The following is a 26,070-nucleotide window of genomic DNA, read 5'->3' as shown; positions in this document are numbered from 1 at the left end:
ATGGATGAACTAGCTTAACTTAACATCTTTTAGCAGGTCTGCTACTAAGGACTCCTGCTTGGATTGATCTGCAAATTCTTTAGTCAACACCTTCCGAGCAATATCCAAAGATAGAGAAGAAACCTCAGATTTAACTTCCGCCAGTGCACGTAGTTTTTGTTCGTCGATCTCCCGCTTAGCATCCTCAATAAGACGAGCACCTTCTGTTTGTGCATGTAATTTGGCCTCGGCAACGATCTTATCTTTCAATTCTTTTGCTTCTTTTAAAATTAAGTCACGCTCTTCACGCGCTTCTTTCAGCAATTGTTCGTTCTCATTAGTAAGACGAGCCATTTCCAACTTTGCCTTTTCGGCAGAAGCCAATGCATCGGCAATACCATTCTCACGCTCTTCTAGGGCATTGATAATAGGTTTCCACGCAAATTTGCCCAAAATAAAGATGACAATAAGCAGGATGATCAATTGCCAAAAGAACAAGCCGTACGAAAACTGATTAATAAGTGCTTCCATTATAATGTGTAGTCTAAACTGTTATATTTTTCTTTTTTGTTGCATTTAGTTAAACCTAGTTTGCAACCAACCGTTGCAAACTAGGTTTGTACTTTAAAATGATCTGAGCTTATTTACCCAAGATCAAAGCACCGAATGCCAAACCTTCTACTAAGGCACCGATGATAATCATAGCAGTCTGAATTTTAGATGCTGCTTCTGGCTGACGAGCGATAGCTTCCATAGCTGAACCACCGATTTTACCCAAACCTAAGCCTGCACCAATTACGATAAGACCTGCTCCAATTAAGTTGTACATAATAATTAATTTATAAAATTTAACAAAAAAATGCGGTTTAATGATGGGCGTGTTCTTCTACGGCCATACCTATAAATAATGATGATAACATCGTAAAAATAAAGGCCTGCAAGAAGGCAACCAATAATTCCAAGAAAAACAATAACAATGTTAACAGCATCGAAACACCAATACTACCTGGGATTGTCAATTGCTGCTGGAACAAATATACGATAGCAATCAATCCCATCACAACAGAGTGCCCTGCGGTGATATTGGCAAACAAACGAAGCATCAAGGAGAACGGCTTGGTAAACATACCCAGCACCTCGATTGGAGCCAATACAAATTTGAATGGAACCGGCACACCTGGCATCCAGAAAATATGCTTCCAGTAATCTTTATTGGCTTTGAACGTCGTAATGAAAAAAGTAAACAAGGCCAAACATAAAGTGACAGTGATGTTACCTGTTACGTTAAAGCCTAGCGGTGTCAAACCTAGAAGGTTTAACAAAAATATTAAGAAGAATACCGACAATAGATACGGCATAAACTCTTTGTAACGGTGTCCGATATTGGGAATAGCCATCTCATCACGTACATAAAGTACTAATGGCTCCAAGACGCGACCCATACCTTTCGGCAAATTATTTGCTCCTTTTTTATATGTTTTGGCTAAGCCAATGAATCCAACAAATAGCAGCAATGCCGCAAGCATTAGACCGACCACATTCTTGGTGATCGAAAAGTCTAATGGTTTAGCATTTGTAGGATGATTATGCTCATCCATATCCAACGTGCCCGCAGCATCTGTTTTGTAAATTTTGCCGTGGTACAACGTGTAAAAGTTACCGTCTTTCTCCACAGTATGCTCACCATGATGAAATTCGGCAGATGAAAACACTTTTAATCCATTGTCAATCAGTATTACTGGTAAAGGAAACCCATAATGTACACCTTCCTCACTGTCTACGAACAACGAAAAGTAATGCTCATCTTGTAAGTGATGCTGGATGTGATGGGAAATTTCTTCTTCTTTACTGCGAGAACCCTCCTGATGCGCATCCTCTGCGCGTAGTGAAAATGGACTTACAGCAAGTAAAAATACTGTGAAAAGGATAAGTGCTTTCTTAAAATTTAGCATTTTAGATTTCGATTGAAAAACAAAAATTTTGCGCAAAAATACAACTTTCTTTGGCATATATAACCATTTATCGGAACTTTTATTAAAATTTAGTTCCATGATTCGGCTCTGCCTGATTTATAGCACGATAGGCCATAAATACATCCATAAAAAGAAACAGGAAATAGGTCACGAGGAAGTGCGTTGCCAAAAATTTGTCACTAGACATTTCCAAGCCTCCCCGTATAAAAAGATAACCCGCAATAGCCTTTAGGAAAATTAACCCCAGAAAGATAAAGCCTAGGTTTTTGGGCATCGCATATTGTGCCAACAAAATCATCATCGCGACGAATACGCTGAGCAAAGTCTGAAAGGCATACAAACCAAGTAAAGAATGACCTGTACCACTCCATCCATCCGACAATTTTAGCAAGTATTCGAAACTGTAGTGTATTACAAATACAACCACTGCAAAACGCAGTACTAGCAACAAAGATTTAAGATATTTATTCATCACGATTCACATAGTTTACCAGTCGGATAAAATGATATAAGGAAACCCCTACTCCTATTAAGGTAAATCCCTTCATCCACCATTCTCCACTAACTTCATACCTATTATCTAACCATTGCCCAACCCAGTAAAACAAGTAAATAGTAGCCCCCATTTGAAAGGGCATACTGACAAAAACTAACCATTTGTTTGCTTTCCTTTTTTCTTTAGATGACATGCTTGTTTTTATCCGGTCGACAAATATACATTATTGCGCTCTCCTACCCTAATCCCAATACTTTTTGTCCGATACGGATGTCTGGATAATCAAAATTGCTACCCAGAATTACTTTAATTTCGGACGATGATTTGCCTTCGTTTTCCCGTAAAACAGCTAATACCCGATCCAGCTTATCTTTATCAATCAAATCTTCGGCATCGATCTCTTCTCCGACAAAGTGGATAAGATGACCATAGATCGTACCAGCTACCATCCCACGTTTTTCTGCAATCTGCTCAATAGAAGCTCCATCCTGATACATGACTAAGCTGATACCCTTGGTATCGGTTGGCATTTCGTCACTGGCTATATTCGCGACAGAATCATCCTTTACCTTCTTTGTCTGAAGTAAATCATGCGACAGCAGGGTAATATCTCCAGTCAGCACTTCCGCAATAGTAAGGCTATGCTTGATTTGCTCGTACTTGCGTTTATAATCTAACAGGATAGCTTTTATTTCTGTGATGTATTTTTTTGTTCTCTTCTTAATTTGCCATTCGGCAATATGTTTTTCCATCGGCTCGATCAGTTCGGTTTCCATTTTAGGTAAAAACCAACCCACTGCAGAATTTGCACGCCCATGAATATCTTCATAATTGACATTTGCGGCATCTCGGAACATATTGTAAAGTTGCGTCACAAACTTATTGGCAACGCTTTCCTGTGTTTTAAGCTGTTGCAGCAACGTATTAAAAAAGGCTTGAGCTTCTTCTTTGCTATCAATATTTCGTTCTTCCAAAGCGATCGCCTGCCCCTCAGTCGATTCTACCAGACTAGCCCACCGAAAGCTATGCAATAAGATCTGCCCTAAGTACTGGCGCTGGTACTGTTGCAATACGTGCTGCAATCTATCGGTATCCAATGCCCGATCCATATAATTGACCACCTGAGCATCGGTACGAATGGCATGCGAGACAATCGGGCTGCGCAATACTAGCCCTTCCAGACCGCGCAGACGAGACAGCGCTACGTAAACCTGTCCGGCAGCAAAGGATGTACCCGCATCGATGATCGCCCGATCAAAAGTTAAACCCTGGCTTTTATGAATGGTAATAGCCCAAGCCAGACGCAACGGAAATTGAGAGAACGTACCCATAATCGTCTCTTCGATCTTATCATCTCCTTTATTATAACTGTATTTGATGTTTTCCCAGGTTTCACGTTTCACGACCACATCGTCTGAACCGTCTGCAAAACTCACCACCACCTGCTGCTGATCCATCTTCAGCGCTTTCACCGTGCCGATCTTCCCGTTAAAGAATTTGCGATCTTCGCCGACATCGTTTTTGATAAACATCACCTGCGCACCCTCCTTTAGGGTAAGCGTTTCTTCTGTAGGGAAAGATCCTTGCTGAAAATCGTCTTTCACCACCGCTTTTACATTAAACAGCTTTCCAGGCAGATGCTGTAAAGCTTCTTGATTGATCTGATCTGCTAACCGATTATGTGAGGTTAGTGTAATGTATTGTTCTCCTTTCGCAGGAACGAAGTCTGTCTGATAATAGCTATTCAATTTAGCCAGATCTTCCGCCGTCGTTTGATTATTTCGAATATTGTTTAAGATGTTGATAAAGTGATCATCCTTTTGGCGGTAGATTTTTTGCAATTCCAGGATTACTGGCGGATGCTCGCGTAAAACTTTCGCATCGAAAAAGAAAGGACTGGAATAATGATCGCGTAGCACTTGCCATTCATGATCGCGTACGACTGGTGGCAATTGATATAAGTCACCAATAAAGAGCACCTGCAAACCACCGAACGGGCGCATATCACGCCTCACTGATTTCAAAATCACGTCGATCGCATCCAGCGTATCAGCGCGAACCATAGATACTTCATCGATCACCAATAATTCTAATTCCTGCAAAATAGCACGGCGTTGTTTGGTGAGCTTAATGGTGCTAAACAAACGACTTTTATTATAAATATGGCTATCTGTCTGATCCCACTGGATTGGATAATCTTCTATGAAGGTACCAAAAGGCAACCAAAACAGCGCATGCAAGGTAGTGCCACCCGCATGCATCGCTGCTACGCCAGTCGGTGCGGTGATTGCCATTTTTTTGAAGCAATTCTGCTGTATATATTTTAGAAAAGTAGTCTTACCCGTACCTGCCTTTCCGGTGAGAAACAGCGGTTGATTGGTTTGATTGACGAAGGCTACTGCTTGTAAAAATGATGGGTTATCGGTGTCTAAAATTTCCATTGCCATAAGTTACAAAGCTACAAATATTTCATTCCGGCAGGGAGTTTTCACAATATTTTGGCCGTTTTATAGAGAAATCCTATATTCACTTGAAAAACAAATAATAGATGACAACATACACTGATAAAAGCGAACTTTTTAAGCAAATTGAAGAAAAATTAACCAGCGAAGGCTTCGGTATTGATAAAATTGATCAAACTCGTCCATGGGGTGGTTTCTTTGTCATCAATGAAGATCAGGCGCAAGAATTTGCGAATACATATTTTGACGGGCTGGATGTGCAAGACTTGAAAATCTCCGGCAAATTGAGCCCTAAAATCCTAGTGGTTAGCCCAAATAAAAGACTTTCATGGCAATATCATCACAGACGTGCTGAAATCTGGCGCGTAGTGCAGGGTGAAGTAGGCGTGGTAACCAGCCCCACTGATGAGGAGCACGAGTTGAAGATGTTGAAACCGGAAGATACGATTCGCTTGAGTCAAGGTGAACGTCACCGTTTGGTGGGCTTGGAAGGTTACGGTGTGTTAGCAGAGATCTGGCAGCATACAGATGTAGATAAGCCATCTGACGAAGAGGATATCGTACGTGTACAAGATGACTTTGGTCGTTAATATTTTCTGCTTTATAAAAAGAAGTCCCGATCTTACTGAGATCGGGACTTCTTTTTATAAAGCTATTTTTTGCTGTCGTTGTTATCTTTACTTCTATCTTGTAACGTGCCGTAGCTCAGCTCATTTTCTTCCGGGGCATCGTGCCTGTGGCCGTAGACTTTTTTTGTACGCTTCAACTTATAAAAATCATAAAACGCTATAAACATGAGGGTAAAACAAACTACGAAAAAGGTAGAATTACCCAAGAAATTATAGGAAATACCACTGATGATACCTCCGGCAACGTAGCAAGACATAATCACCAACAGCAGATGAAATTTTTTCACTAATTGCTCATCTCCTCGATTAGTTCTCTTTGTAAACATAGACACCAATATAGCCAGATCTGTCGTGAGACCTGTTAGATGCGTCGTTTTAATCACTGAATTAGAAATGCTGGCCGTCAATCCGTTTTGCAATCCCATAGCAAAAAGTAGGATACCGACTAGGAATTCTGTTTCTAACAAGGTATCGGTATAAAAAAACTGCAGGTAAATTCCAACAGTGAGTATTCCCAAAAATTCTAATAGGATAGGAATAGCATGTGCTGCATACTGACTGATACGTCCTTTACCTTGAATGATGACAAAATTTGACAAGAAGCTACCGGAGAAAAACAAGAGAATCCAAAAAAGTACAACAGCACCCTGGTAAATATTGCCTCGCGACACTTCTTGCGCAAATACGGCATAATGGCCGGTGATATTGGAGGTGTAGGAGAAGAACACAATAACCGAAACAACATTCGTCATCCCGGCGGAGAGTGCTGTTAGTGCGCCTAACTTTAAATTATCTCCTTGGGTTCGGTGATTACTATATTTTCTTAACATTTTACTTACCTAATTCGTCTCTTTCCAATAGTATTTTTATCACCCCTTTAATCTGTATATCCAAATTGAGGTGAAGTTCCATTTGGTTATTACTCAAAGTCTGAATCTGAAAACTTTCAATGGGTGTACCATCTCTGCTTATCTCCAGAATATGACCACGTCCTTTGATAGACCAGGTCATATTCGCTACCGATGAATCATTCACTTCTAATGTTCCATCATCACGAAAAATCCAACGATCTACGTGCAAGATCTCTAACTTTTCCAGAATCTCCATCCGAACATTTTGCTCCAGTACCTGAGCAAAATTCTGCTCATCTACGCGATAATCTGGTTTTTCAAAATACCAGCCGACTTCTTTCCACTCTCCTACAATCAACTTCTCCGGACTCGCCGCATAGATTACCACGAGTAGGGAAGCCAATAATAGCACCCCAACTAATAAGTAGTTGAGCTTATAAAGCGAATCCCGTCTTAAACGTAACATGTATCTTTCTCTTAAAATAGCTAAACAGCTCGTTTTAGCGAACGTTGTAATAATAGACTTTTCGTCCTATTCCTCCGATACGATCCATCCCTTCTACTACTACTTTATAGCGGCCATTTCCATCTCCGTTATAATAATCTAAGGTTATCTCTCCTGATCCATCGATCAATACATCTGGATTCCAATAAATTGTGGAGCGATAATCTGCGGTATTTTTGCTTGCTGCAGTATCATATTTTGGCGTGTAGAAAGAGCGCGTCTTTACATAGCCTAATGGATATAGATCAATGACATTCGTTTTCGGCAACATCGCTTCAATCTCCGCCATAGACATGCGCGGACGCTTTGGTGTATCATCTTTTTTAGTGATGATGGATACCACACCATCATTCTGGTAGGTGCGGCTTACCGTTCCCAAATCATCGCGCAAGAAAATCTCAATTGCTTCGATATCTGCAGGCTGGATGGAGTTTAATGTTGGCTCATCAATCGGCATACCGTTCAAGAAAAACTGCACTGGTACACGACTACCTTGATTATAGTTTCGAGATATAAAATACTTCTGCATATTCGTATCAAACGTGATACCCGTCAATACGGTATTTAGACACATCGTCAATACATTACATCCAGACAAACGATCTGCTTCGATCCGGTGTTCGGGCATATTCAGGCCGGTGAGTGAACCGAAATCTCGGCTACTCTGCTTTTTCACCACATTTCTATTGATCACGACTTCGTCGATCAGGATGGAGGTGCGAAACTCGTTTTTACTATTTGCCAAGTAAGATTGTAGCTTTTCATCAATATTTTGAACAAAATCGCCTTTGTAAGGAGAGTTAGCATCGATCTCTGGAAAATGCGTTTGATCCATATTGATCACTAAAGCGCGATAGTTATCATTTCCTCTGGCATTCACGGTTACGCGTGCCGAATCTGGGAACACCAAATTGTCGAAGGAAAATCGTCCTTGCTGATCGGTGTAAGTATCTTTACGCATGCCTAGTGCAGGAATAGACAACAACAATCCGCCATTTGGCTGCGTGCGACCTGTATTCATCCTTAAGGTTCCAGAAAGGGAAATTCCCTGCTCCGGCATAAACATCACCTGCGGGTAATTGCCTTTTATTAATTCTTTGTATTCAAATCTTCGGAAACCTTGTGTCATCAATAATGCTTCCAATGCTTCTGCACGATTCTCATTAGCGGTGTTAAAATAATAATTTGGCTTTTCCACAAAACCGTGCAAATCCGATACCAGCAACAAATTGCTCAGAATACTCAACTCTTGATTATCATCGTATGGCACTTTGGCTTCATCGGTAACCGTTACCGAGAAGGATCCGGTAACGCTGTCGGTACCATTTTTCACCGCAACGCGGAGTTTCACCGGATCTTTGCTATTGTAAGAATCTTTATCGCTCGACACATCAATATCCAGTAAGTTTTCTGTTGTGGAGTTGCAGAATACTAGTCGCTCGCTCAACGGTGTCCCATCGGCCGAAAACAAAGTATATTGTACGATGCCGTTTGGCATATTTTCTCTCGGCACTTTCACCAGTACAGATGAACTCTTTAGGGCTACCTGAGCCGCGTATACCAAATGTCCATTAGATTGTCCCAAAACGTAAAAAGCATTGTTTTCTACCTTCTTGAAATGGTCTTCACTCGTGACGATACCTAATTGCATATGGGTGTCATCAGCGCGTAGGCTCACCAGATTAACCGCTGCTTCTACCGGAGCAGGAAGATCGTACGTTCGCTCTTGTCCATTATCAAAGGTGATGATGGCTTTATAGCTTTCGCCCGACTGCGGAACGAAGGAGAAATATCCCATGCCCATACCCAGATCAGAAAAAGTCAGAATCTCGTTCTTCTTGGCATCGATCAACTTACCTTTCACAGCAGCACTTTTACCGTCGTTGCTCACTGCTTTGAAGGCTACATTTTTTGCCAATCCGCTAATGAGATCGCCGCCTTCCGGAAAGAATTGCACGTCGGCATCCCAGAGTGCAGATGCCAAGGAGTATTGTCCTACTAATTTTTCTTCATTATTATCGATATGCACCAATAAACGCCCAGTTTTCAAAAGCTCTTTGTTTTTCGCAGAAAGGCTGATAGATACACGTCCCATATCGTCGGTCTCCCCTCGTCCCTTATCAAAAGGATCCCAGCCATCATTCGCTTCCCATGTAAGCTTTTTGCGCGATAGAATCGCGCCCGATTTATCCCGGAATTGTAAAGAAGCCTTGGTCTTGTTACCGTCGGGGGTAAATGACACGATGGCGCCTAATTTCTTATTGATCGCGTCGCCCACTGGCACGACTTTATTATAGAAATAGTCTTGGTTGAAATTGACCATCCACTTGGTGTAAGCTCGGAACCGATAATTATCCTGACTCCAAAACTCAGGATCTAGCACCAACTGCCCCTTTCCGACACCATGCTCGGATTGGATACGCAAGGTTTGCATCAGGGAATCTCGGCTATTGAGCACTTCCACATAGACTATCTTGCTGGGGTCATAGTTTGCTAAATTGTAGTTGAGATACGATTTAAACCAGAGGGTATCGCCAACGGCATAATAGGGTTTATCGAAATGCAGGTGTACTTTTTCTACCGGATAAACATTAAAATAACCTTGCACTTTTTCCACAACATCATTGATGGGTATGGCTGGTTTTTGCTGTGCATATGAGAACGTGGAAACGGAAAAAATAAAAATCGCTAAATAAAAACGCGTATAAAATTTCATGTATTGTACTTTCAGAACACATAAATATATCGTTTTTTTAGGGAACCTTGAGAAAGGTTGTCATTTTTTAACATTCTTCTATCCCTAAAGCAATGGGGCTAAAAGACGACAAATGGAGTCTAATCCCCTTTTCCAACGAGGTCGAGCCGCCCAAATTTCACTCGTGAGTAGTTTACTATTTGCCCGATCATCTGAGAATTGTTGCGCCATTTCCTTGCCCAGCTTTTCATCCGACACGATGGCTGCGATTTCATAATTAATGTAAAAACTTCGCGTATCAAGATTCACGGTTCCTACAAAAGCCAATTTATCATCGATATTCACTGTCTTGGCATGAATAAATCCCTTTTCGTATAGGTACACCTTTATTCCACGCAGTAACAGCGGTTTTAAGAACGAGAAAGAAGCATGTTGCACAATCCAGGAATCACCTTTATAAGGTACCATCAACTCAACGGATACACCCGAAGCAGCAGCCACCATCAAGGCGGTTTCCAACTCGGGACTAGGTATATAATAAGGTGTGCACAGTTGCACCTTGTATTGAGCGGCGGCAATGGCGATCAGCAATGCTTCCATAGTATACGGGGCAGCAGAACCCGGATCACTGGCGGCAAAGGAGACGGTGGCTTTGCCTAAAACGTTACTTGTTCGCTTCACATAATATTCATCTAAAAGAAAGGAATCTCCGTCGGTTTGGTTCCACAAAGTCCAGAAATGCAGCTGTAGTAAACCTACCGATTCTCCTTTGATGTGCAGTGAGGTATCGCGCCAGTAGATGCCATATGGATTGGGATTACGATAACTATCGGAAATGTTGATCCCGCCAATGTAAGCAGATTCGCCATCTATGATGCAAATCTTACGATGATTCCGATAGTTACTGTTGGCTAGCGAGGTAAAGGTAACGGGCAAGAAGGCCTGAAATTGAATTTTTGAGGGGTGCTTCTTTTGATAACGGATTATGCTTGGCGAACCAAAAGCATCTACCAACAGTCGGACAGTAACTCCGGCATTGGCTTTTTCCTCCAATAAAGCCATGATTTTACCCCCAATCTCATCGTGCTCAAAGATATAGTACTCGAGATGGATGAAATACTTTGCCTGTCGTAAGGATTCCAGAAGATGTGCAAACTTCTCTTCGCCATTATGAAGCAGCGTAACCTCATTATGTAGAGAGGGAAAACATACCTGCTCATTCCTTAGATATGAATACACTCGACTAAGATCACCAATCTCCTCCTGTATCTGCTTTAAGTATTCTTTTATCCTGGGTTCGAGTTGTTTTAACTCAGTCATGATTCGAGCAGACTGTACCTCACTGATTCGTTTAAATCTCCGCTCCTTTTTGAATTTTTGACCGAATAAATAATAGAGTATAATCCCTAATATAGGTAAGAAGACGATGACTAATACCCAAGCGATGGTTTTGGTCGGGTTTCGATTTTCAATAAGAATCGTAGCAATGACACCCAGATAGAGTATAGACAAAGGCAACCAGTACCACTCTCGGATAATCGGCCATAGTACATCTATTATTTCTTTCATAAATTGCTTTGTTGGTCGGCTTAGCTCAGCGCATAACACAAGTTATGAAAATACGGTTAAGAATGGACTATTTGAAATCGGCAAACATTTTTCGTTATACAATCAGCTACAATGGGAGGCTCCAGTAGGGTACAAAAGTGGGCTGAGATACGGAATATCCAAATTGGATCCGCGCAGTATAAACCATATTCCCATCAGCACATATAATCCAGGCAAAATCCAGGCAAAACGCCATCTGACACATCTTTTAGACCAATGAGCTAAGAAAGAAAAGACAAATAACATCGGCCAAGTGCCTAAGCCAAAAGCCAGCATAAACAGGAAACTCGGCCACACCCCATCGGCATTCACTGCCGATGTCAACGCGACGTATACCATTCCGCAAGGAAGCATACCATGGAACATTCCTGCCACGAATGAACCACTCGGCCGGTGCATCCAATGACCCATACCGCGTGCGAATGGCTGCACTAACCAAGACTGAAATCGTTGTGCCGATGCAGATTTGAATCCTAAAAACTGGAAACAGCCTATCAACAATAAAAGGATTCCACTTATAACACTGATTGTCTGCTGCCATCCGCCGATTTTGCTAGCCTGACCTATTAATCCAAATAAAATTCCGAGCAGGCCGTAAGTAATCACTCTACCCGACTGATACCGTAATTGAAACAGCAAACCAGCAAAGAAATTATTTTGGTGCCGTTGCACACTATAGATTAGTGGCCCACACATCACGGCACAATGCAGGCTACCAAATAATCCCATGAAATAGGCGAAGTAGACGTAGTGCATCGTAAAGCAGAATTATGGAATAAACAAATGATGTATAGATTGATAAGCTGTGCCCTCACCTTCCCAGGTAAGCTCAATCTGCCAATTTCCGCGTTCGTAAGACGCCAAAGGAAGTACGACGGAATCGGCTGCTGTTTGAAAGTGTTGTTCCGTATCCAACCTCGCGTTGGAAGGTCTTTTCCACTGAGACATTCCTTTATTGCCCGAGGTGGTGAAATATATGCACAGGCTATCGCCTTTTAAACGGAGCGTCGGCATTGCTTGATCCCGCTGTAGGTTTTCCTTCCGTGTATACACTTCGCTGTAGTGTATTCCTTTATCGTAGTAGTTATCTTCTTCCAATGTGTCGGTATCTTGACCGACCATGTAAAAAACAGACCCTATTATGAAGGCCATAAAGGCGCCCATTCCAGCTATAATACTTCCTCCCCAATTCATGTGCTCTAATTTTTAAGTCAATACTATGATTTATCCCGCTTGCCTGTCGGGGCAATAAAGGTGGTCTTCAAGGATTTGATGACCTTGCTATTTGAGATGATCTGTACTTTCACATCTGTTTTATACTTTTTGACGTGATGATTTGGTGTACATAAAAAGAAACTTAGCATTGCTTTGCCATCTGGTTTTAGAGAATCGATTGCATTGACTCGCTGTAATGAGATCGTAGCATCCTCGCTCTTCAATGTAAATGGCATGTCTTTCCCCGACTTATTCGTAAGCTCCAATGTATAAAGGTTGCTCACCGTTCCATCATCCCGGAGTTGATAAGAACTTCCTGCGGCGCGTAGCAAACGACCATCTATAAGAGATCGCCCAGCCAGTAAAAAGCTAAATAATAGCGACAACACCAAAAGTATGGCGGTATAGGCCCAGGTTCTATTCATGATACCTTTCCGTTTTTTTAGCTCACCTTCCAACGTAGCGGCACTATAGAAACCGACCAACCTCTTTGGCTTATGTAGCTTTTCCATCACCGCGTCGCAGGCATCAACACAGGCGGTACAATTCACACATTCTAGTTGTATACCATTTCTGATGTCAATACCTGTAGGACAAACGTGTACACAAAGCTTACAGTCCACGCAGTCGCCCTGCATGCCGAGATTTTGTGGTGCTTCGCGTTTATATTTACCGCGCGGTTCGCCTCGTCGGTGATCGTAGGCCACTGTGATGGTTGATTCGTCTAACAAAACGCTTTGTAAACGGCCATAAGGACAAATGGTAGTACATACTATTTCTCTAAGATGTGCGAATACGCCATAAAAAACCAATGTAAAAGTGATCAGCGATAGAAAACCAACCAGGTGCTGCTCTACTGGCTCTTTCACGATACGCCAAAGCGCATCTACACCAATAATGTATGCAAGAAAAAGATTGGCGATCAGGAAGGATAGTAATAGAAACAGACTATGTTTCAAGAGCTTTTTCCATGCGCGGGCATCCGTATCCGGCCCCTCATTTGTCCGCCTTTGTTGTATCCAGTCGCCTTCTATCCAATATTCGATACGCCGAAAAACCAGCTCCATAAAAATGGTCTGCGGGCAGGCCCATCCGCACCACACACGCCCCGCCATAGCCGTGATTAGTACGATAGCCACGAGTACAATCATCATCCCAAAAACGAAGATATAGAGATCCTGTGGATAGAATAATAGGCCAAGCACAGCGAACTTGCGTTCGACCACATTGAGCATCAGCAAGGGCTGTCCACCAATTTTGATAAAAGGTAGGACAAAGAAAATAAGTAGCAAACTATATCCGACCCATTGTCTTCTCTGATACCAAATGCCTTTCGGCATTTTGGCGTATATCCAGTTGCGCTTGCTATTTATTGCTGTTGCTGCCATGACTGCTGAACTCCATTTTGTGATATATGCTATTCATATACTAATTCGACTCCTTCTGCTGCCTTGGGGTTGGATGGCTTACTATCTCGTAGGGAAAAAATATAATTACTCACTTCGGCTATCTGTCCGGGAGTAAGTGTTTGCTCCCAAGGAACCATACCCTTCTCTGGCACTCCGTATTTCACGGTTTTAAAAATATCTCTGATCTCTCCACCATGCAGCCAGTATCGATCAGTTAGATTCGGGCCAATGGTTCCTTCGCCCTGTGCTCCGTGACATGCGGCACAGTTAGCGGCAAATATGGCCTTCCCGGATAGGGCTAGCGAACCGGTAGAATCGACCGTGATTGTAGATTCATCGACCAGATCTGCCACTTGACTGAGATACAATTGCCGGGCTTGTTCTGCTTGCACGACTTCTACAGCATATTCCTGATCCTGATTGAGCCCCCAACCAAATACGTGATAAGAAAACAAGTAGCCCAATCCAAAAATAATAGTAGAGTAGAACAGCACATTGAACCAAATGGGAATTGGATTATCCAATTCGACGATCCCGTCAAAATCATGATCCTCTATCACCAATGCATGCTCTTCTTCCAGCTTATGTAGACCTAACAAACCATCCCAACGTGCTTTATTACGTTGCGCACGAACCGCGCTTATTTTCGCCTTTTGTGCCAGCTCATTGCGGTAGCTTTCTGGAAAACTGATCCGATAAATAGCCTGTAAGGCCCGATGGATTCTATACACCGCTACCAGTAAAACCAGCATCGCAACGACCAACGTAATCAAGAATATCGTATGATGTACATCGCCATCTGGTAATAGAAATTGCTTAAACCCGGCCAACACCTCCGTTGTCATCAAATGTGCTATCATAATGAAAGTATTAAACGGTTTCTGTATCTTTTTCTACCTGTTGATCATCCAATGGAATCTGCTCCATGTGGGCGGTAAAATTCTTTTTCATCGTCAATAGCATGACAATCACTACGGTAAAGAAGATTAGGAATATCCATAACGATACCATAAGGTAGATCTCGTCGCCATGAAGATTTGATATTTGCTTAAACATGAGCCTGTTCTTTTTTGATTATTAATGATCGTCGTTAGCAGTAGCTGTCGGCGCTTTGTTGACTTTGATATCGGTACCCAAACGTTGCAGGTAGGCAATCATCGCTATGATCTCCCTGTCTGCATCCACTTCCACTTGATTAGCATGCAGGGCATCTGCGATGGATTTCGCTTGTCTTTTTGCATCTGGTATGGCCTGTTGGATCTGCTGCTCCGCATAGGGCACGCCTAAGGTCTTCATCACTTCAAGTTTTTTTGGCAAATCGGTGTAATTGATCTCCTGCTCAATCAGCCAAGGATATGCGGGCATAATACTTCCTGGAGAGGTGATTGTCGGATCCAACAGGTGGTCAAAATGCCACTTATGTGGATATTTACCTCCAATACGTTGCAAATCTGGCCCGGTACGCTTGGATCCCCATAAAAAGGGATGATCGTAAACAAATTCGCCGGCCTTACTGTATTCACCGTAGCGTGCCGTTTCGGAACGAAACGGACGGATCGTCTGTGAATGGCAGTTCACACAGCCTTCGCGGATGTACAAATCTCGACCTTGTATCTCTAAGGCTGTATACGGTTTTACAGATGGGATACTGGGCACGTTGCTACTCATGGTAAATGTTGGAATCATCTCCACCATACCGCCAATTAGGATAGCGACGAGCGCCAACACCATAAATAACATCGGTTTGCGTTCCAGACGACGGTGGCGGTATTTCTCCCCGTGAATAGCATTGTCCAACGCAGGTGCTTCCGCTCTTTCATTTTCCAGCAAGCGACCGCTACGCATGGTTTTGGTCAAGTTGTAAGCCATCATGATTGCTCCCGCCAGATACAATGCGCCACCAAAAGCACGCATCATGTGCATAGGAATGATTTCCAAGGTAGTGGCTAGAAAGTTTGGATTTCTCAATACGCCCTCTGGCGTAAAGTCCTTCCACATCAGGCCTTGCACGACCGCTGCCCAATACATCGGAATCGCGTAAAAGAGAATCCCGAGGGTACCAATCCAGAAATGTGCGTTTGCTAATTTTTTGGAGTACAGATCGGTACGATAGATCCGCGGTACGATCCAATATAAAATAGAGAAGGTCATAAATCCATTCCAACCTAATGCGCCCACATGTACGTGCGCTACAATCCAGTCGGTAAAGTGTGCAATGGCATTCACTTGCTTCAGAGATAACAATGGGCCTTCAAAGGTAGCCATGCCATAGGCCGTAAGCGCGACTACCATAAATTTTAAGGTAGGCTCTCGACGCACCTTGTCCCAGGCACCACGCAGCGTAAGCAATCCATTAATCATTCCTCCCCATGACGGAGCGATTAGCATTACAGAAAACACAACGCCCAAAGATTGCACCCATCCGGGTAAGGCGGTGTACAACAAATGATGCGGACCTGCCCAGATGTAGATAAATATTAGTGACCAGAAATGCAGAATACTGAGCCGATAAGAATAGATAGGCCGATTGGCCATCTTTGGCAGGAAATAGTACATCATACCGAGGTAGGGCGTCGTGAGGAAAAAAGCGACCGCGTTGTGGCCGTACCACCATTGCACGAGTGCATCCTGTACACCGGCATAAATATAATAGCTTTTCCAGAAGCTGACCGGCACCTGCATAGAATTCACGATATGCAAGACCGCAATCGTGACAAAAGTAGCGATGTAGAACCAAACGGCCACGTACATGTGCCTTTCGCGACGTTTGATAATCGTTCCAAACATATTGATCCCAAATACAACCCAGATTAGGGTAATGGCAATATCTATTGGCCATTCCATTTCAGCGTATTCATGGGAGCTGGTGAGGCCTAGCGGAAGAGTGATCGCAGAAGCTACGATAATCAATTGCCAACCCCAAAAATGAATTTTACTGAGCGTATCGTTGAACATACGCGCTTTCAAAACGCGCTGTAAAGAATAATAAACGCCCATGAAAATCCCATTTCCGACAAAGGCGAAGATAACCGCATTGGTATGTACGGGGCGCACCCGTCCAAAGGTGGTGTACTGCGTTAAAAAATTCATTTCTGGCCAGATCAGCTGCAACGCAACAAGCAAGCCGACGGTCATGCCGACTATCCCCCATACCATGGTGGCCACACCAAAGTCGCGCACGATCTTGTTGTCATAATCAAATTGCTGTAATTGCATTATTCTACGGTTTTGTTTGTCATTCAAAAGTAGAAAAGATGCCTTGTAGCACTAATGATCAACTATACCGAAAAAGGTGATCTTGATCACAATTTTCCAGCACAAAAAAATGGCTGATGAACATTGTGTCTATCAGCCATTCTATACGTTAAATCCGGATAACAATTACATCATCGCGACATCTTCCTGTACATCCGTATTTGCCTTTGCCAATCTTCGGTAACCAAAACGATCTGGATGTTCAATGACAGATTTCACAGAGATAATCTTGTACACATACGAACCAGTCTCTTTATTAAGATTTAGGTCGTAATAGCTTTCCGTACCTTGGCGACGAATAGACCGCTTTAAGCTACCCCCACCTACATTGTAGGCCGCAGCTACTAATGTCCAATCGCCAAATTCTCGGTGCAATGCTTTTAAGTATTTTGCGGCAGCATGTGTAGATTTAGTTAAATCCATACGATCGTCCGCATCACCATTTACACGTAATCCATACAATCGAGCGGTGGCAGGAATGAACTGCCAATATCCACCTGCTCCTTTGTGAGATGAAGTACGTGGATCCAAATCACTCTCCACCACAGGAATGTATTTGAAATCTTCCGGAATGCCATACGAAGCTAGTATTTTCGCTATACGCGGCAGATACTCATTCGCTTTGCGATGCATCTTATACGATTGGATCTTCTTGAAGGAAAATCTTTTGAGGTAAGTCGTCAGCTTATTCTTTACAGCTGGATCATTTAAGGGTACTTCCTCTTCGGCAAATGTAACATCACTCCAGTAGGGATCTCGTTCAGTCGAGTCTACGATTGCCGTTGTTTTTTGTTCTTTGTCGAACTGCCATGCCACCGGATTGGTCCCTTTAGGCATCTTTTCGACATTGGAGCTTGAGTATAACTTTGTCAGCAAAACGGCGACTAGTACCACACTACAAGCTAATGCTTTCTTTTTTATCATCCACTTCCTTAATGTTATCCGTCCCCAAATTCTTGTGTATGCAAGGGGAAAATGATAACTTGGTAAATTGAGCCGACAAAGATACAAAGGATTTATCTAGGAAACAAATAGTTAGCATTAGTCCCCTTTAGTGGCAATGAAACAACTTCCAGAAAATCAATATAGTTATAGCAAGAAATCCATATAAAAGCGTACCTTTGCATCCTAATTTAATTTCTTTATGCCATTCAACAATAAAAGGAACAGTCGTGACGACAGCGCCAGAAGAGGTAGAAACAACGAAGACTCCCGGTCTCGTAGTAATGATCGTCCTAAATCAAACTTTTCTTCATCAGACAAACGTTTTAAAGGAGAAGATAGTCGATCAAGAAACAGCAACGATGGATTTGCAAAAAAATCCTTTGGTGATCGTGAAGATCGCAAACCTTACAATAGTGACAATCGCAGATCTTCCGAAGACCGTAAACCGTACAACAGCGACAACCGCAGATCTTCTGAAGACCGCAAACCATACAACAGCGACAACCGCAGATCTTCTGAAGACCGCAAACCATACAACAGCGACAACCGCAGATCTTCTGAAGACCGCAAACCATACAACAGCGACAACCGCAGATCTTCTGAAGACCGCAAACCATACAACAGCGACAACCGCAGATCTTCTGAAGACCGCAAACCATACAACAGCGACAACCGCAGATCTTCTGAAGACCGCAAACCATACAGCAGCGACAACCGCAGATCTTCTGAAGACCGCAAACCGTACAACAGCGACAACCGTAGATCTTCTGAAGACCGTAAACCGTACAATAGCGACAACCGTAGATCTTCTGAAGATCGTGGTGGTAGCTCGAGAAGTAATGACAAATTCGGCAAGAAAGATGGCTTCAACCGAAGCAGCTCTCCCCGCCCGGATTTCAAACAACGTGACGGATTCAAAAAGAGATCCTTTAGCGACCGCGATGATCAGTCTAAAGGTGGCGACAGAACAAATTTCCGTACCAGAAAAACATTTGGATCTGGTGAAGGTGATGGAGAGCAAAAAACATTCTTTCCGAACAGAAAATTTGCTCAAGCGAAGAACCCGGCATCTGGACAGGCAAAAGATGATGGTACCATTCGCTTAAACCGTTACATCTCCAATTCGGGAATCTGTTCGAGAAGAAAAGCAGATGAATTAATCGAGCAAGGCTTAATATCCGTGAATGGTGAGGTCGTGATCGAACTGGGAACGAAAGTAGATCCAGCGAAAGACGAAATCCGTTATAACAACGAACGCCTTAAGCGGGAAAAAATGGTTTATGTTTTATTAAATAAGCCAAAAGACTACATCACCACTACCGACGATCCACAAGAAAGACGAACGGTGATGCAATTAGTAAGCAAAGCAACGAAAGAGAGAATCTATCCGGTAGGCAGACTCGACCGCAATACAACAGGCTTACTTCTTTTAACGAATGATGGTAATTTGGCAGAAAAACTTTCTCATCCGAGAAACAATATCAGCAAAATGTATCATGTGGAATTAGACAAGAGCTTGTCGCAAGGTGATATGAACAAAATTCAATTCGGTATTGAATTGGAAGATGGGTTAATCAAACCGGATGAGGTGAGTTACGTAACCGGTGCCAGTAAGAAAGAAGTTGGCATTCAAATACATAGTGGCAAAAATCGGATTGTAAGACGGATTTTCGAGCACTTAGGATACGAAGTAGTAAAACTAGACCGTGTGGTGTACGCGAATTTAACTAAGAAGGATCTACCACGTGGCAGATGGCGTTATTTAGAAGAGCGTGAGTTGATACAACTAAAACACTTGATGAAATAGAAAATTAAGTAAGGTGCTAGAGATAGCACCTTTTTTATTGCTTGGTAAAATGCTTATTTTTGACAAAATTATAATAGCACATGATAGATCCTAAAAGCTTAACATCCGTATCTGAATTTCACAAAACCTTTCAACACCCTATTTTAGATAGCCCACAAATCCCTTCTGAAAAAAGATCTGCCTTGCGCGTTGCGCTCATCGCCGAGGAATTGAAAGAGTTGGAAGAAGCAATCCAGAATAATGATTTGGTAGAAGTAGCCGATGCGCTTTGCGACATTCAATACGTACTGTCGGGTGCTATCCTCGAATTTGGACTACAGAATAAGTTCAATGCATTATTTGAAGAAGTACAACGCTCTAACATGAGCAAAGCTTGTAAATCTGAGGAAGAGGCGATACAAACGCAGGAGCACTACCGCACCAAAGGCGTAGAATCCTATTATAAAAAGGTGGATGATCTGTATCTCGTATTTAGAGAGGGAGATCACAAGACGTTAAAGTCCGTCAACTACTCCCCGGCGGATTTGAAAACCATACTGGAAGAAAAATAAGCAAAATATGCTGCCGAGCAGCTAATATACTGCAGGGTCAGCTTAACCAATTAACCTTGGTAAGCTGATCCTTGTTTTACTCCACGCGCTTCCAAACCTTTATCAATCTCCGTCTGTATTTTTGATTTTGGAAAACCCCAATTTGGTGCAATCAACAACTCTCGATCTGCAATACCAAAAATCCGTTGGATGATGATATCCGGCCTGAGCAAAGGGATAAACTTAGCCAGAAAATCGGTATATTCTTGAATCGTAAACAGTTTAAAAGGCTCTCGCTTGTACTTCGCTCCCATAATGGATCCTTCTACGATATGCAAATGATGCAGCTTCACAAATTTGATATGTGGCTGCTTATTAATTTCATCAGCATATTTCAGCATCATCTCTTCGGTTTCCCAGGGGAAGCCAAAGATAGTGTGTACACAAATTTCTAGTTTGGAACCTTCCAACATCTTCATAATGTTGATGAACTCATCGTGCAGACAACCGCGATTGATGCGCTCCAGCGTATCATTATAGATGGACTCCATACCCATCTCCAAATCCACATCATATCTATCGGTGTAGCTTTCCAATAAAGCGATTTTCTCAAAATCCAAACAATCTGGTCGAGTACCTACTGACAGGCCTACAGTATGTTCTGGACAAACGTTCAAGGCTTCGTCGTACATCATCTTCAGCAAATGGGTAGGCGCGTACGTATTGGTGTTTGGTTGGAAGTAGATGACAAACTTCTCTGCTCCGTACGATTTACGTGCTCTGGCGATGCCATTCTCCACCTGCTCTCGCATAGACGGAATTTTTCGAGCTGTATCTGGAGTGAAAGAATCTACATTACAATAGGTACAGCCTCCATAACCCTTGCTTCCATCCCGGTTAGGACAAGTAAAATTACCATCTACAATTACCTTGAAAACCCGCTGTCCTGCGTACTTTTCTTTCAGGTATGCACCGTAATGATTATACGGTTTTACGCCTGTGTCTAATAGTGTTCCCATCTTCAAGCGCAAAGATACGCATACTTAGTGGCAATGCAACATAGCACATTTGAGCTCGCCAGCTAAACTCCGGTTTGCGGTTGTGATTGATCGTCCGGCAGCTCGCCATTCTGATCTGCAATGATGGATTGCTTTGGGCTTTCTTCCTGTTTGTAAGATATCACAAACGTTCCCTTTACTCGATCTGAATAGTACAAATAAGACAACCATATTATGGTAGGCAGTATATTTCTAGTTATTCCATACAAAGAGTTATTGGGATCCACCAAATTTTCGGGCATCACATAATTAGCATACAATTGCATAATAATACCAAAAACCGAAATGGTTAAGAATGTATAGAAACAAGTTTGAGGAAAAAGATCCCTTTTCCTGAAAAACAAATACAGACAATACCCTAGTGTGAAGGATAAAAAATAACTGATTAAAAATTCAATAGATAATATAATTTGCCACTGAAAAAGATTTATGTGATGCAATTCTAAATTATAAGCGCTCCAAACTGAATTGTTAACAATATAATTTTGGGTGTTAACCCATAGACTGCCTAAAAAACCAATAATTAGTGAACATCCAAGTACGTATAGCCAACCACCTAATTTAGAATATAACATTTCATCATATAACGAAGGTATATTGCCTGGCGTGAGCTTGTTATATCTTCTGACAAATAATGCGAAGATAATCCCGACAAGAACGAGCAACAAGATTGGATACAATGTCATTTGGCCTGTGGGTGAACTCTCAAAGTTATCCATAGCTACATTATAATCGTCGTCGAGATAAAAGCCTGAAAAGAAGAAGCTATTTCGATCTTGAAATGTCGTCACATATTCTGCTACATTCTTTTCATCCACATAGGATTTGTAGGTATAAAAACTGTAACTGATTTTCAAAGTATCCTGATTATTTCGCATAAATCTGCTGTAGAAATAGCTTTCACATTGCCGGTTGTGGCTATCAGAAACCGTCGACATGGGTACACCATCTGGATTGATGATACAAAGATCATGTTCAAATTTCAGTGGAAAAGGAAGGTAAATGGGGGCAGGCCGTACCGTGTTTACCAATGGCAAATATTGATCAGTGTGTTGAGAGTAAAAGTTGATATATTTTTTACCACTCTCCTTCTCTACATCATACAATTGATTTATTTCATAACGCTCGTAAACCGACAACACATTGTTTTCCAAGTTGTCATCATATTTTAAGTTTGAACCTAGTGTGACGCCCTTATGTTTGTTCTGATAGTAGGTAAGATACTGTTTTTGAATCTCGCTCTTTGAAATACCTGTGAAAAATGATCGCATCGATTCTGCTGCCGATGATGTGTAATAACTTTTGACTGTTACGGTGGCAGAGCCATCTTTGTGCATCTGATACACTTCGGAGATATGTGTGAGTGCTTCATGATCTGCACCAAGATCTTCTACACGACCTCTCGCTAAGTTGAGTACGGCACCATACCAAGGGAAATATCTATACAATATATCACCTCCTTGTTGAGCGGCTGTCGCATCGATCCATTGTTCGCGACCATCGATCGCTGCCCAGACGACCATATGATTAAAACTCTGAGGTGACGGAATTTGATTTTTTAACCCTTGATCAACTTGTGTATTCACTAGTCCTAAACCACTATCGATTTGTTTATATCTCAGCAGGGTGACCAACAATACAGACTTGTCCTTACAATCTCCATAACGCTGTCGAAACACCTTTTCCGGATCATTAGCACGATGAGAAAACTCACCCATTTCGATACCTTGGTAGCGAATTTCATTTTGGACAAAATCGGTAATTAACTTAAAATACTTGACCTGATTGGCATCTGCTTTCTTCCAGGTTTCATCAGCAAATGTGCGCAACGATTTTGTTGAAGTCAATGCAGGAATAGGATTCACTTTTACTGCCCAATTCGCCACTTCCTCCCAGTTACTAAATTCAGAACATGTCAATGTAGGGACGCTTACGTACCAAGAGGGCACATAGTCATAAAATGTTCCTTTCGCAACTTGGTTCGCTTCGTAATAGTAACTGGTTGCAGCGCTGCTCTGCTTCACATTCAAAGCTTCGGCACCACCTTGGTACGAAAAGTAGAGGTCGCGATTTTTTGGAACAACATAATTTACAAGAAGCAATCCAATTGGTTCAGAAGCTTGTAGATGGGCAAAGTCGAAAAATTTATTGTCAAATACAGGATTAAAACCCTTTACTGTATAGGAGATAGATATACGATCTCCCTTCCTTAAGTCATCAATAATACAATACGCCGAATAGGTTCCGTTGTAGATAGATCTCGATAAGTCCGATTCTGTCGCTAGTAATTTAAACAACTTAGTATCCGCTTTGTCGATACGCTTTCCATCGCGAAGAACAATCAATTCATGTAATAAGATACTTTGATAACTCGGATCGAACAATATTGACACTTGCCCTGCAGAGGATAAACCTTGTTCATTCTCTACGACCCGTACTTCGCTATAATAACGCTCTTGAAGGCCTAAATGAACCTGATATTCTTGTCGTTCATAATAATATCCATCGCTAACATCGTCGAGATTCACCTCGGAAGGAGAAAGCGAAGACACTCGCAACCAGTCAGGGGTTTTGACTTTCTGAATATTTGGGTGCGCCATCAAATTAGTTACGCACAGAAAAAATGCTGCACAAAGCAGCAAAAAATTCTTTGTATTGGTCTTGTACATTTGGCTAATAAAGATTCTCCAAAGATAATTTAATATTTGGATCTTAGCAGCAGGAATTTTCTGGAGAAGCTAAAATTCGGAATCAAAAACTAATGGTATTGCGATCGGAACGAATCTGCTAATGCCGCAATCTCAAATTATATATCGCTTTTATAAACTAGTAACTGAAATTTCAATAGTCCGAACAACCTGTCATAAACCATTAGTTAGTGGGCGAAAGTGTATGAGATTGTGATAACGGCAGTTTGCCTAACTCGAGATAAAGCGTCCTAATAGTCCCTGCTCTACCAAGTTAATGGTCAGTAACAGTCGTTATACCACTAAAGCTCTATTTGTGTGATACTGTTCATATATCTTTTCTGTGATAATACGTTCCAGAATATGCACCACTTGATACACTTCCTCATAGGTATTATATAATGCAACAGGCGCTAATCGAATCACATTAGGCTCTCTAAAATCTGGAACAACACCATTGTCGCGCAATGCCCGACTGATCCTATAGGCTTCATCATGCTCGAGACAAATGTGGCCACCTCGCTTTTTATCCTCACGTGAATTACCAATACCACAGCCATATTTCGCCAACTTCATATCAATTAAGTACATCAGATATCCGGTAAGATCTAGTGATTTAGCCCGAATTTTACGCATACCGATTTGGTCGAATAGTTGAAGGACACCCTCCAGCGGCGCCATTGCTAACAGCGGCGGAGTTCCTACTTGCCAGCCACTCGCGTCTTGTTGATGTTCAAACTCATGCTTCAGTTGAAATTGAGTTTCATCACGATTACCAAACCAGCCTGCCATACCCGGTGTCTGTCCAAAATGACGTTTGTTAATGTATAAACCAGCAATAGCACCTGGACCCGCAGAAAGGTATTTATAATTACACCAAACTGCAAAATCTGGCTGTATCGCATCAAAATCTATTTCTACAGCACCAATAGCATGACACAAATCGAAGCCAATGATGATATTTCTTTTATGAGCTTCAATCGTCAACTTCTTCATATCGATAACCTGCGCACTACGATAAAGAACAGCAGGTAGTAAGACTAATGCTACATCTTCATTCATCGCTGCGACCACAGCATCTTCATCTATAAACCGACCATCCGGACTGGCTACAACACGTACTGCCTCTTGGGGATTATACCCTTTTAGGGCGACCTGACTATCCACCGCATAACGGTCTGTCGGAAAGTTAAGGTCATCTACGAGTATCTTATACCGTGATTTAGTGGGATGATAAAATGTACTGATTGCCTGATGGATATTGGATGTCGTACTTCCAACTAGTGTAACTTCGTTTGCATCCGCATTAATAAGCTTAGCCATTGGTTTGGCCAATACTCTTGCGTAATGATAATACTTACCATCTTCCCTATTCCAGATCTTGATACCGTCTTTCTTCCATAACGCTAACACATTCAATAGAGCAGCTTCGGCATCCTTACTCGCCATACCCAACGAATTTCCATCCATATATATTTCATTGGGCTGAATGAAAAAACGATCACGAGCATCTCGCAGCTCATCGCCTTGATCTTTCTTTCTTGCAAAGTCAAGGCTAGTATCAAATTTTACAGATTGCTTATGTCGATCTTGCATCCTGATGTTCCTTCTTTTATTTATAGCTAATTATAGTGATTTTTGTAGCAAACAACTGGATTAAAAGGCTGAATACAAGTCTATAGAAAAATCCTGTCGATGGCAATTTACAAAATATTGGCAGCAGTTAGATTATAATTTATTTAACGGGCTAATTACCATTCGTTGACTGCAGTAGTCATAACACAAACAAAAAGTGTTTATACGCAAAAAAGCCCTTGCAATTTTGTTGCAAGGGCTTTAGTATAAAATTAGGCACCGACCTACTCTCCCACCTGTTACGGCAATACCATCGGCTCTGGCGGGCTTAACTACTCTGTTCGGAATGGGAAGAGGTGGACACCGCCGATATAGGCACCTGAATATCTTT

At 42.1% G+C, this 26,070-nt stretch carries 23 protein-coding genes and 1 rRNA gene; 3 read left to right on the top strand and 21 right to left on the bottom strand.

The window, feature by feature from the left end:
• Window positions 1-9 precede the first annotated feature (9 nt).
• The 6 genes from M8998_RS00120 to M8998_RS00095 form a co-directional block, all read right to left on the bottom strand.
• Window positions 10-510 carry a F0F1 ATP synthase subunit B gene (locus M8998_RS00120; protein WP_249989953.1) on the bottom strand — a complete coding sequence of 167 codons (501 nt, stop codon included), beginning with the start codon at window positions 508-510 and terminating at the stop codon, window positions 10-12.
• Window positions 511-619: 109 nt separating this feature from the next.
• Window positions 620-808 carry an ATP synthase F0 subunit C gene (gene atpE, locus M8998_RS00115; RefSeq protein ID WP_028070619.1) on the bottom strand — a complete coding sequence of 63 codons (189 nt, stop codon included), beginning with the start codon at window positions 806-808 and terminating at the stop codon, window positions 620-622.
• A gap of 37 nt (window positions 809-845) precedes the next feature.
• Window positions 846-1,931, bottom strand: coding sequence for a F0F1 ATP synthase subunit A (gene atpB / locus M8998_RS00110; protein WP_249989952.1), 1,086 nt, complete (start codon window positions 1,929-1,931; stop codon window positions 846-848).
• Between the two features lie 82 nt (window positions 1,932-2,013).
• Window positions 2,014-2,424: a hypothetical protein gene (locus tag M8998_RS00105; protein ID WP_249989951.1), complete on the bottom strand. Its 411-nt coding sequence runs from the start codon at window positions 2,422-2,424 to the stop codon at window positions 2,014-2,016.
• A complete protein-coding gene (locus M8998_RS00100; protein ID WP_249989950.1) occupies window positions 2,417-2,641 on the bottom strand; it encodes an AtpZ/AtpI family protein in 225 nt (74 codons plus the stop codon). Before M8998_RS00100 ends, M8998_RS00105 begins: the two co-directional genes overlap by 8 nt.
• A gap of 43 nt (window positions 2,642-2,684) precedes the next feature.
• Complete coding sequence (locus M8998_RS00095; RefSeq protein ID WP_249989949.1) at window positions 2,685-4,889, bottom strand: helix-turn-helix domain-containing protein; 2,205 nt, start codon at window positions 4,887-4,889, stop codon at window positions 2,685-2,687.
• A 107-nt stretch (window positions 4,890-4,996) separates the two neighbouring features.
• On the opposite strand from M8998_RS00095, the gene M8998_RS00090 reads away from it, so the two are divergent.
• A complete protein-coding gene (locus tag M8998_RS00090; RefSeq protein ID WP_249989948.1) occupies window positions 4,997-5,500 on the top strand; it encodes a cupin domain-containing protein in 504 nt (167 codons plus the stop codon).
• A 62-nt stretch (window positions 5,501-5,562) separates the two neighbouring features.
• On the opposite strand, the gene M8998_RS00085 is transcribed toward M8998_RS00090, so the two are convergent.
• The 11 genes from M8998_RS00085 to M8998_RS00035 all read right to left on the bottom strand — a co-directional run bounded on the left by M8998_RS00085 (window position 5,563) and on the right by M8998_RS00035 (window position 18,001).
• Window positions 5,563-6,369 carry a YoaK family protein gene (locus M8998_RS00085; protein WP_249989947.1) on the bottom strand — a complete coding sequence of 269 codons (807 nt, stop codon included), beginning with the start codon at window positions 6,367-6,369 and terminating at the stop codon, window positions 5,563-5,565.
• A gap of 1 nt (window position 6,370) precedes the next feature.
• Window positions 6,371-6,856: a lipocalin family protein gene (locus tag M8998_RS00080; protein ID WP_249989946.1), complete on the bottom strand. Its 486-nt coding sequence runs from the start codon at window positions 6,854-6,856 to the stop codon at window positions 6,371-6,373.
• A gap of 34 nt (window positions 6,857-6,890) precedes the next feature.
• Window positions 6,891-9,611, bottom strand: coding sequence for a carboxypeptidase regulatory-like domain-containing protein (locus tag M8998_RS00075; protein WP_249989945.1), 2,721 nt, complete (start codon window positions 9,609-9,611; stop codon window positions 6,891-6,893).
• 84 nt (window positions 9,612-9,695) lie between these two features.
• Window positions 9,696-11,159, bottom strand: coding sequence for a cardiolipin synthase (cls, locus tag M8998_RS00070; protein WP_249989944.1), 1,464 nt, complete (start codon window positions 11,157-11,159; stop codon window positions 9,696-9,698).
• 102 nt (window positions 11,160-11,261) lie between these two features.
• The gene (locus tag M8998_RS00065) at window positions 11,262-11,954 is read right to left on the bottom strand and encodes a sulfite exporter TauE/SafE family protein (protein WP_249989943.1); all 693 of its coding nucleotides are present in this window, start codon (window positions 11,952-11,954) and stop codon (window positions 11,262-11,264) included.
• A 12-nt stretch (window positions 11,955-11,966) separates the two neighbouring features.
• Window positions 11,967-12,392 (bottom strand): FixH family protein, encoded by a 426-nt coding sequence (locus M8998_RS00060; RefSeq protein WP_249989942.1) that lies wholly within the window; start codon window positions 12,390-12,392, stop codon window positions 11,967-11,969.
• A 23-nt stretch (window positions 12,393-12,415) separates the two neighbouring features.
• A complete protein-coding gene (gene ccoG / locus M8998_RS00055) occupies window positions 12,416-13,801 on the bottom strand; it encodes a cytochrome c oxidase accessory protein CcoG (RefSeq protein ID WP_249989941.1) in 1,386 nt (461 codons plus the stop codon).
• A 29-nt stretch (window positions 13,802-13,830) separates the two neighbouring features.
• Complete coding sequence (locus M8998_RS00050) at window positions 13,831-14,682, bottom strand: cbb3-type cytochrome c oxidase N-terminal domain-containing protein (protein WP_249989940.1); 852 nt, start codon at window positions 14,680-14,682, stop codon at window positions 13,831-13,833.
• A gap of 10 nt (window positions 14,683-14,692) precedes the next feature.
• Window positions 14,693-14,878 (bottom strand): hypothetical protein, encoded by a 186-nt coding sequence (locus M8998_RS00045; protein WP_249989939.1) that lies wholly within the window; start codon window positions 14,876-14,878, stop codon window positions 14,693-14,695.
• Window positions 14,879-14,899: 21 nt separating this feature from the next.
• Window positions 14,900-17,038 carry a cytochrome-c oxidase, cbb3-type subunit I gene (ccoN, locus tag M8998_RS00040; RefSeq protein ID WP_249989938.1) on the bottom strand — a complete coding sequence of 713 codons (2,139 nt, stop codon included), beginning with the start codon at window positions 17,036-17,038 and terminating at the stop codon, window positions 14,900-14,902.
• Window positions 17,039-17,203: 165 nt separating this feature from the next.
• Window positions 17,204-18,001, bottom strand: coding sequence for a lytic transglycosylase domain-containing protein (locus tag M8998_RS00035; RefSeq protein WP_249989937.1), 798 nt, complete (start codon window positions 17,999-18,001; stop codon window positions 17,204-17,206).
• A gap of 220 nt (window positions 18,002-18,221) precedes the next feature.
• On the opposite strand from M8998_RS00035, the gene M8998_RS00030 reads away from it, so the two are divergent.
• Together M8998_RS00030 and M8998_RS00025 are read left to right on the top strand one after the other, a co-directional pair.
• Window positions 18,222-19,829 (top strand): pseudouridine synthase, encoded by a 1,608-nt coding sequence (locus M8998_RS00030; protein WP_249989936.1) that lies wholly within the window; start codon window positions 18,222-18,224, stop codon window positions 19,827-19,829.
• An 80-nt stretch (window positions 19,830-19,909) separates the two neighbouring features.
• Window positions 19,910-20,380, top strand: a complete 471-nt coding sequence (locus M8998_RS00025; RefSeq protein ID WP_249989935.1) for a pyrophosphohydrolase domain-containing protein — start codon at window positions 19,910-19,912, stop codon at window positions 20,378-20,380.
• Between the two features lie 50 nt (window positions 20,381-20,430).
• Here the strand turns inward: M8998_RS00025 and mnmL are convergent, their stop codons facing one another.
• The 4 genes from mnmL to rrf form a co-directional block, all read right to left on the bottom strand.
• Window positions 20,431-21,378 (bottom strand): tRNA modification radical SAM protein MnmL/YtqA, encoded by a 948-nt coding sequence (mnmL, locus tag M8998_RS00020; RefSeq protein WP_249989934.1) that lies wholly within the window; start codon window positions 21,376-21,378, stop codon window positions 20,431-20,433.
• A 62-nt stretch (window positions 21,379-21,440) separates the two neighbouring features.
• Window positions 21,441-24,017, bottom strand: a complete 2,577-nt coding sequence (locus M8998_RS00015) for a DUF3857 domain-containing protein (protein ID WP_249989933.1) — start codon at window positions 24,015-24,017, stop codon at window positions 21,441-21,443.
• A 381-nt stretch (window positions 24,018-24,398) separates the two neighbouring features.
• Entirely contained in the window at window positions 24,399-25,700 is a 1,302-nt protein-coding gene (gene kynU / locus M8998_RS00010) for a kynureninase (RefSeq protein WP_249989932.1), read from the bottom strand.
• Window positions 25,701-25,950: 250 nt separating this feature from the next.
• Window positions 25,951-26,062, bottom strand: a 5S ribosomal RNA gene (gene rrf / locus M8998_RS00005).
• Window positions 26,063-26,070 lie beyond the last annotated feature (8 nt).

The sequence above is a fragment of the Sphingobacterium sp. lm-10 genome (assembly GCF_023554555.1).
In the GTDB taxonomy this organism is placed as follows: Bacteria; Bacteroidota; Bacteroidia; order Sphingobacteriales; family Sphingobacteriaceae; genus Sphingobacterium.
This window is presented reverse-complemented; position numbering and strand designations above follow the sequence as displayed.

What these genes read in the sequence shown, in the direction of transcription:
- M8998_RS00120 (WP_249989953.1), bottom strand. Translation starts at nt 510, where the DNA reads ATGGAAGCACTTATTAATCAGTTTTCGTACGGCTTGTTCTTTTGGCAA.
- atpE (WP_028070619.1), bottom strand. Translation starts at nt 808, where the DNA reads ATGTACAACTTAATTGGAGCAGGTCTTATCGTAATTGGTGCAGGCTTA.
- atpB (WP_249989952.1), bottom strand. Translation starts at nt 1,931, where the DNA reads ATGCTAAATTTTAAGAAAGCACTTATCCTTTTCACAGTATTTTTACTT.
- M8998_RS00105 (WP_249989951.1), bottom strand. Translation starts at nt 2,424, where the DNA reads ATGAATAAATATCTTAAATCTTTGTTGCTAGTACTGCGTTTTGCAGTG.
- M8998_RS00100 (WP_249989950.1), bottom strand. Translation starts at nt 2,641, where the DNA reads ATGTCATCTAAAGAAAAAAGGAAAGCAAACAAATGGTTAGTTTTTGTC.
- M8998_RS00095 (WP_249989949.1), bottom strand. Translation starts at nt 4,889, where the DNA reads ATGGAAATTTTAGACACCGATAACCCATCATTTTTACAAGCAGTAGCC.
- M8998_RS00090 (WP_249989948.1), top strand. Translation starts at nt 4,997, where the DNA reads ATGACAACATACACTGATAAAAGCGAACTTTTTAAGCAAATTGAAGAA.
- M8998_RS00085 (WP_249989947.1), bottom strand. Translation starts at nt 6,369, where the DNA reads ATGTTAAGAAAATATAGTAATCACCGAACCCAAGGAGATAATTTAAAG.
- M8998_RS00080 (WP_249989946.1), bottom strand. Translation starts at nt 6,856, where the DNA reads ATGTTACGTTTAAGACGGGATTCGCTTTATAAGCTCAACTACTTATTA.
- M8998_RS00075 (WP_249989945.1), bottom strand. Translation starts at nt 9,611, where the DNA reads ATGAAATTTTATACGCGTTTTTATTTAGCGATTTTTATTTTTTCCGTT.
- cls (WP_249989944.1), bottom strand. Translation starts at nt 11,159, where the DNA reads ATGAAAGAAATAATAGATGTACTATGGCCGATTATCCGAGAGTGGTAC.
- M8998_RS00065 (WP_249989943.1), bottom strand. Translation starts at nt 11,954, where the DNA reads ATGCACTACGTCTACTTCGCCTATTTCATGGGATTATTTGGTAGCCTG.
- M8998_RS00060 (WP_249989942.1), bottom strand. Translation starts at nt 12,392, where the DNA reads ATGAATTGGGGAGGAAGTATTATAGCTGGAATGGGCGCCTTTATGGCC.
- ccoG (WP_249989941.1), bottom strand. Translation starts at nt 13,801, where the DNA reads ATGGCAGCAACAGCAATAAATAGCAAGCGCAACTGGATATACGCCAAA.
- M8998_RS00050 (WP_249989940.1), bottom strand. Translation starts at nt 14,682, where the DNA reads ATGATAGCACATTTGATGACAACGGAGGTGTTGGCCGGGTTTAAGCAA.
- M8998_RS00045 (WP_249989939.1), bottom strand. Translation starts at nt 14,878, where the DNA reads ATGTTTAAGCAAATATCAAATCTTCATGGCGACGAGATCTACCTTATG.
- ccoN (WP_249989938.1), bottom strand. Translation starts at nt 17,038, where the DNA reads ATGCAATTACAGCAATTTGATTATGACAACAAGATCGTGCGCGACTTT.
- M8998_RS00035 (WP_249989937.1), bottom strand. Translation starts at nt 18,001, where the DNA reads ATGATAAAAAAGAAAGCATTAGCTTGTAGTGTGGTACTAGTCGCCGTT.
- M8998_RS00030 (WP_249989936.1), top strand. Translation starts at nt 18,222, where the DNA reads ATGCCATTCAACAATAAAAGGAACAGTCGTGACGACAGCGCCAGAAGA.
- M8998_RS00025 (WP_249989935.1), top strand. Translation starts at nt 19,910, where the DNA reads ATGATAGATCCTAAAAGCTTAACATCCGTATCTGAATTTCACAAAACC.
- mnmL (WP_249989934.1), bottom strand. Translation starts at nt 21,378, where the DNA reads ATGGGAACACTATTAGACACAGGCGTAAAACCGTATAATCATTACGGT.
- M8998_RS00015 (WP_249989933.1), bottom strand. Translation starts at nt 24,017, where the DNA reads ATGGCGCACCCAAATATTCAGAAAGTCAAAACCCCTGACTGGTTGCGA.
- kynU (WP_249989932.1), bottom strand. Translation starts at nt 25,700, where the DNA reads ATGCAAGATCGACATAAGCAATCTGTAAAATTTGATACTAGCCTTGAC.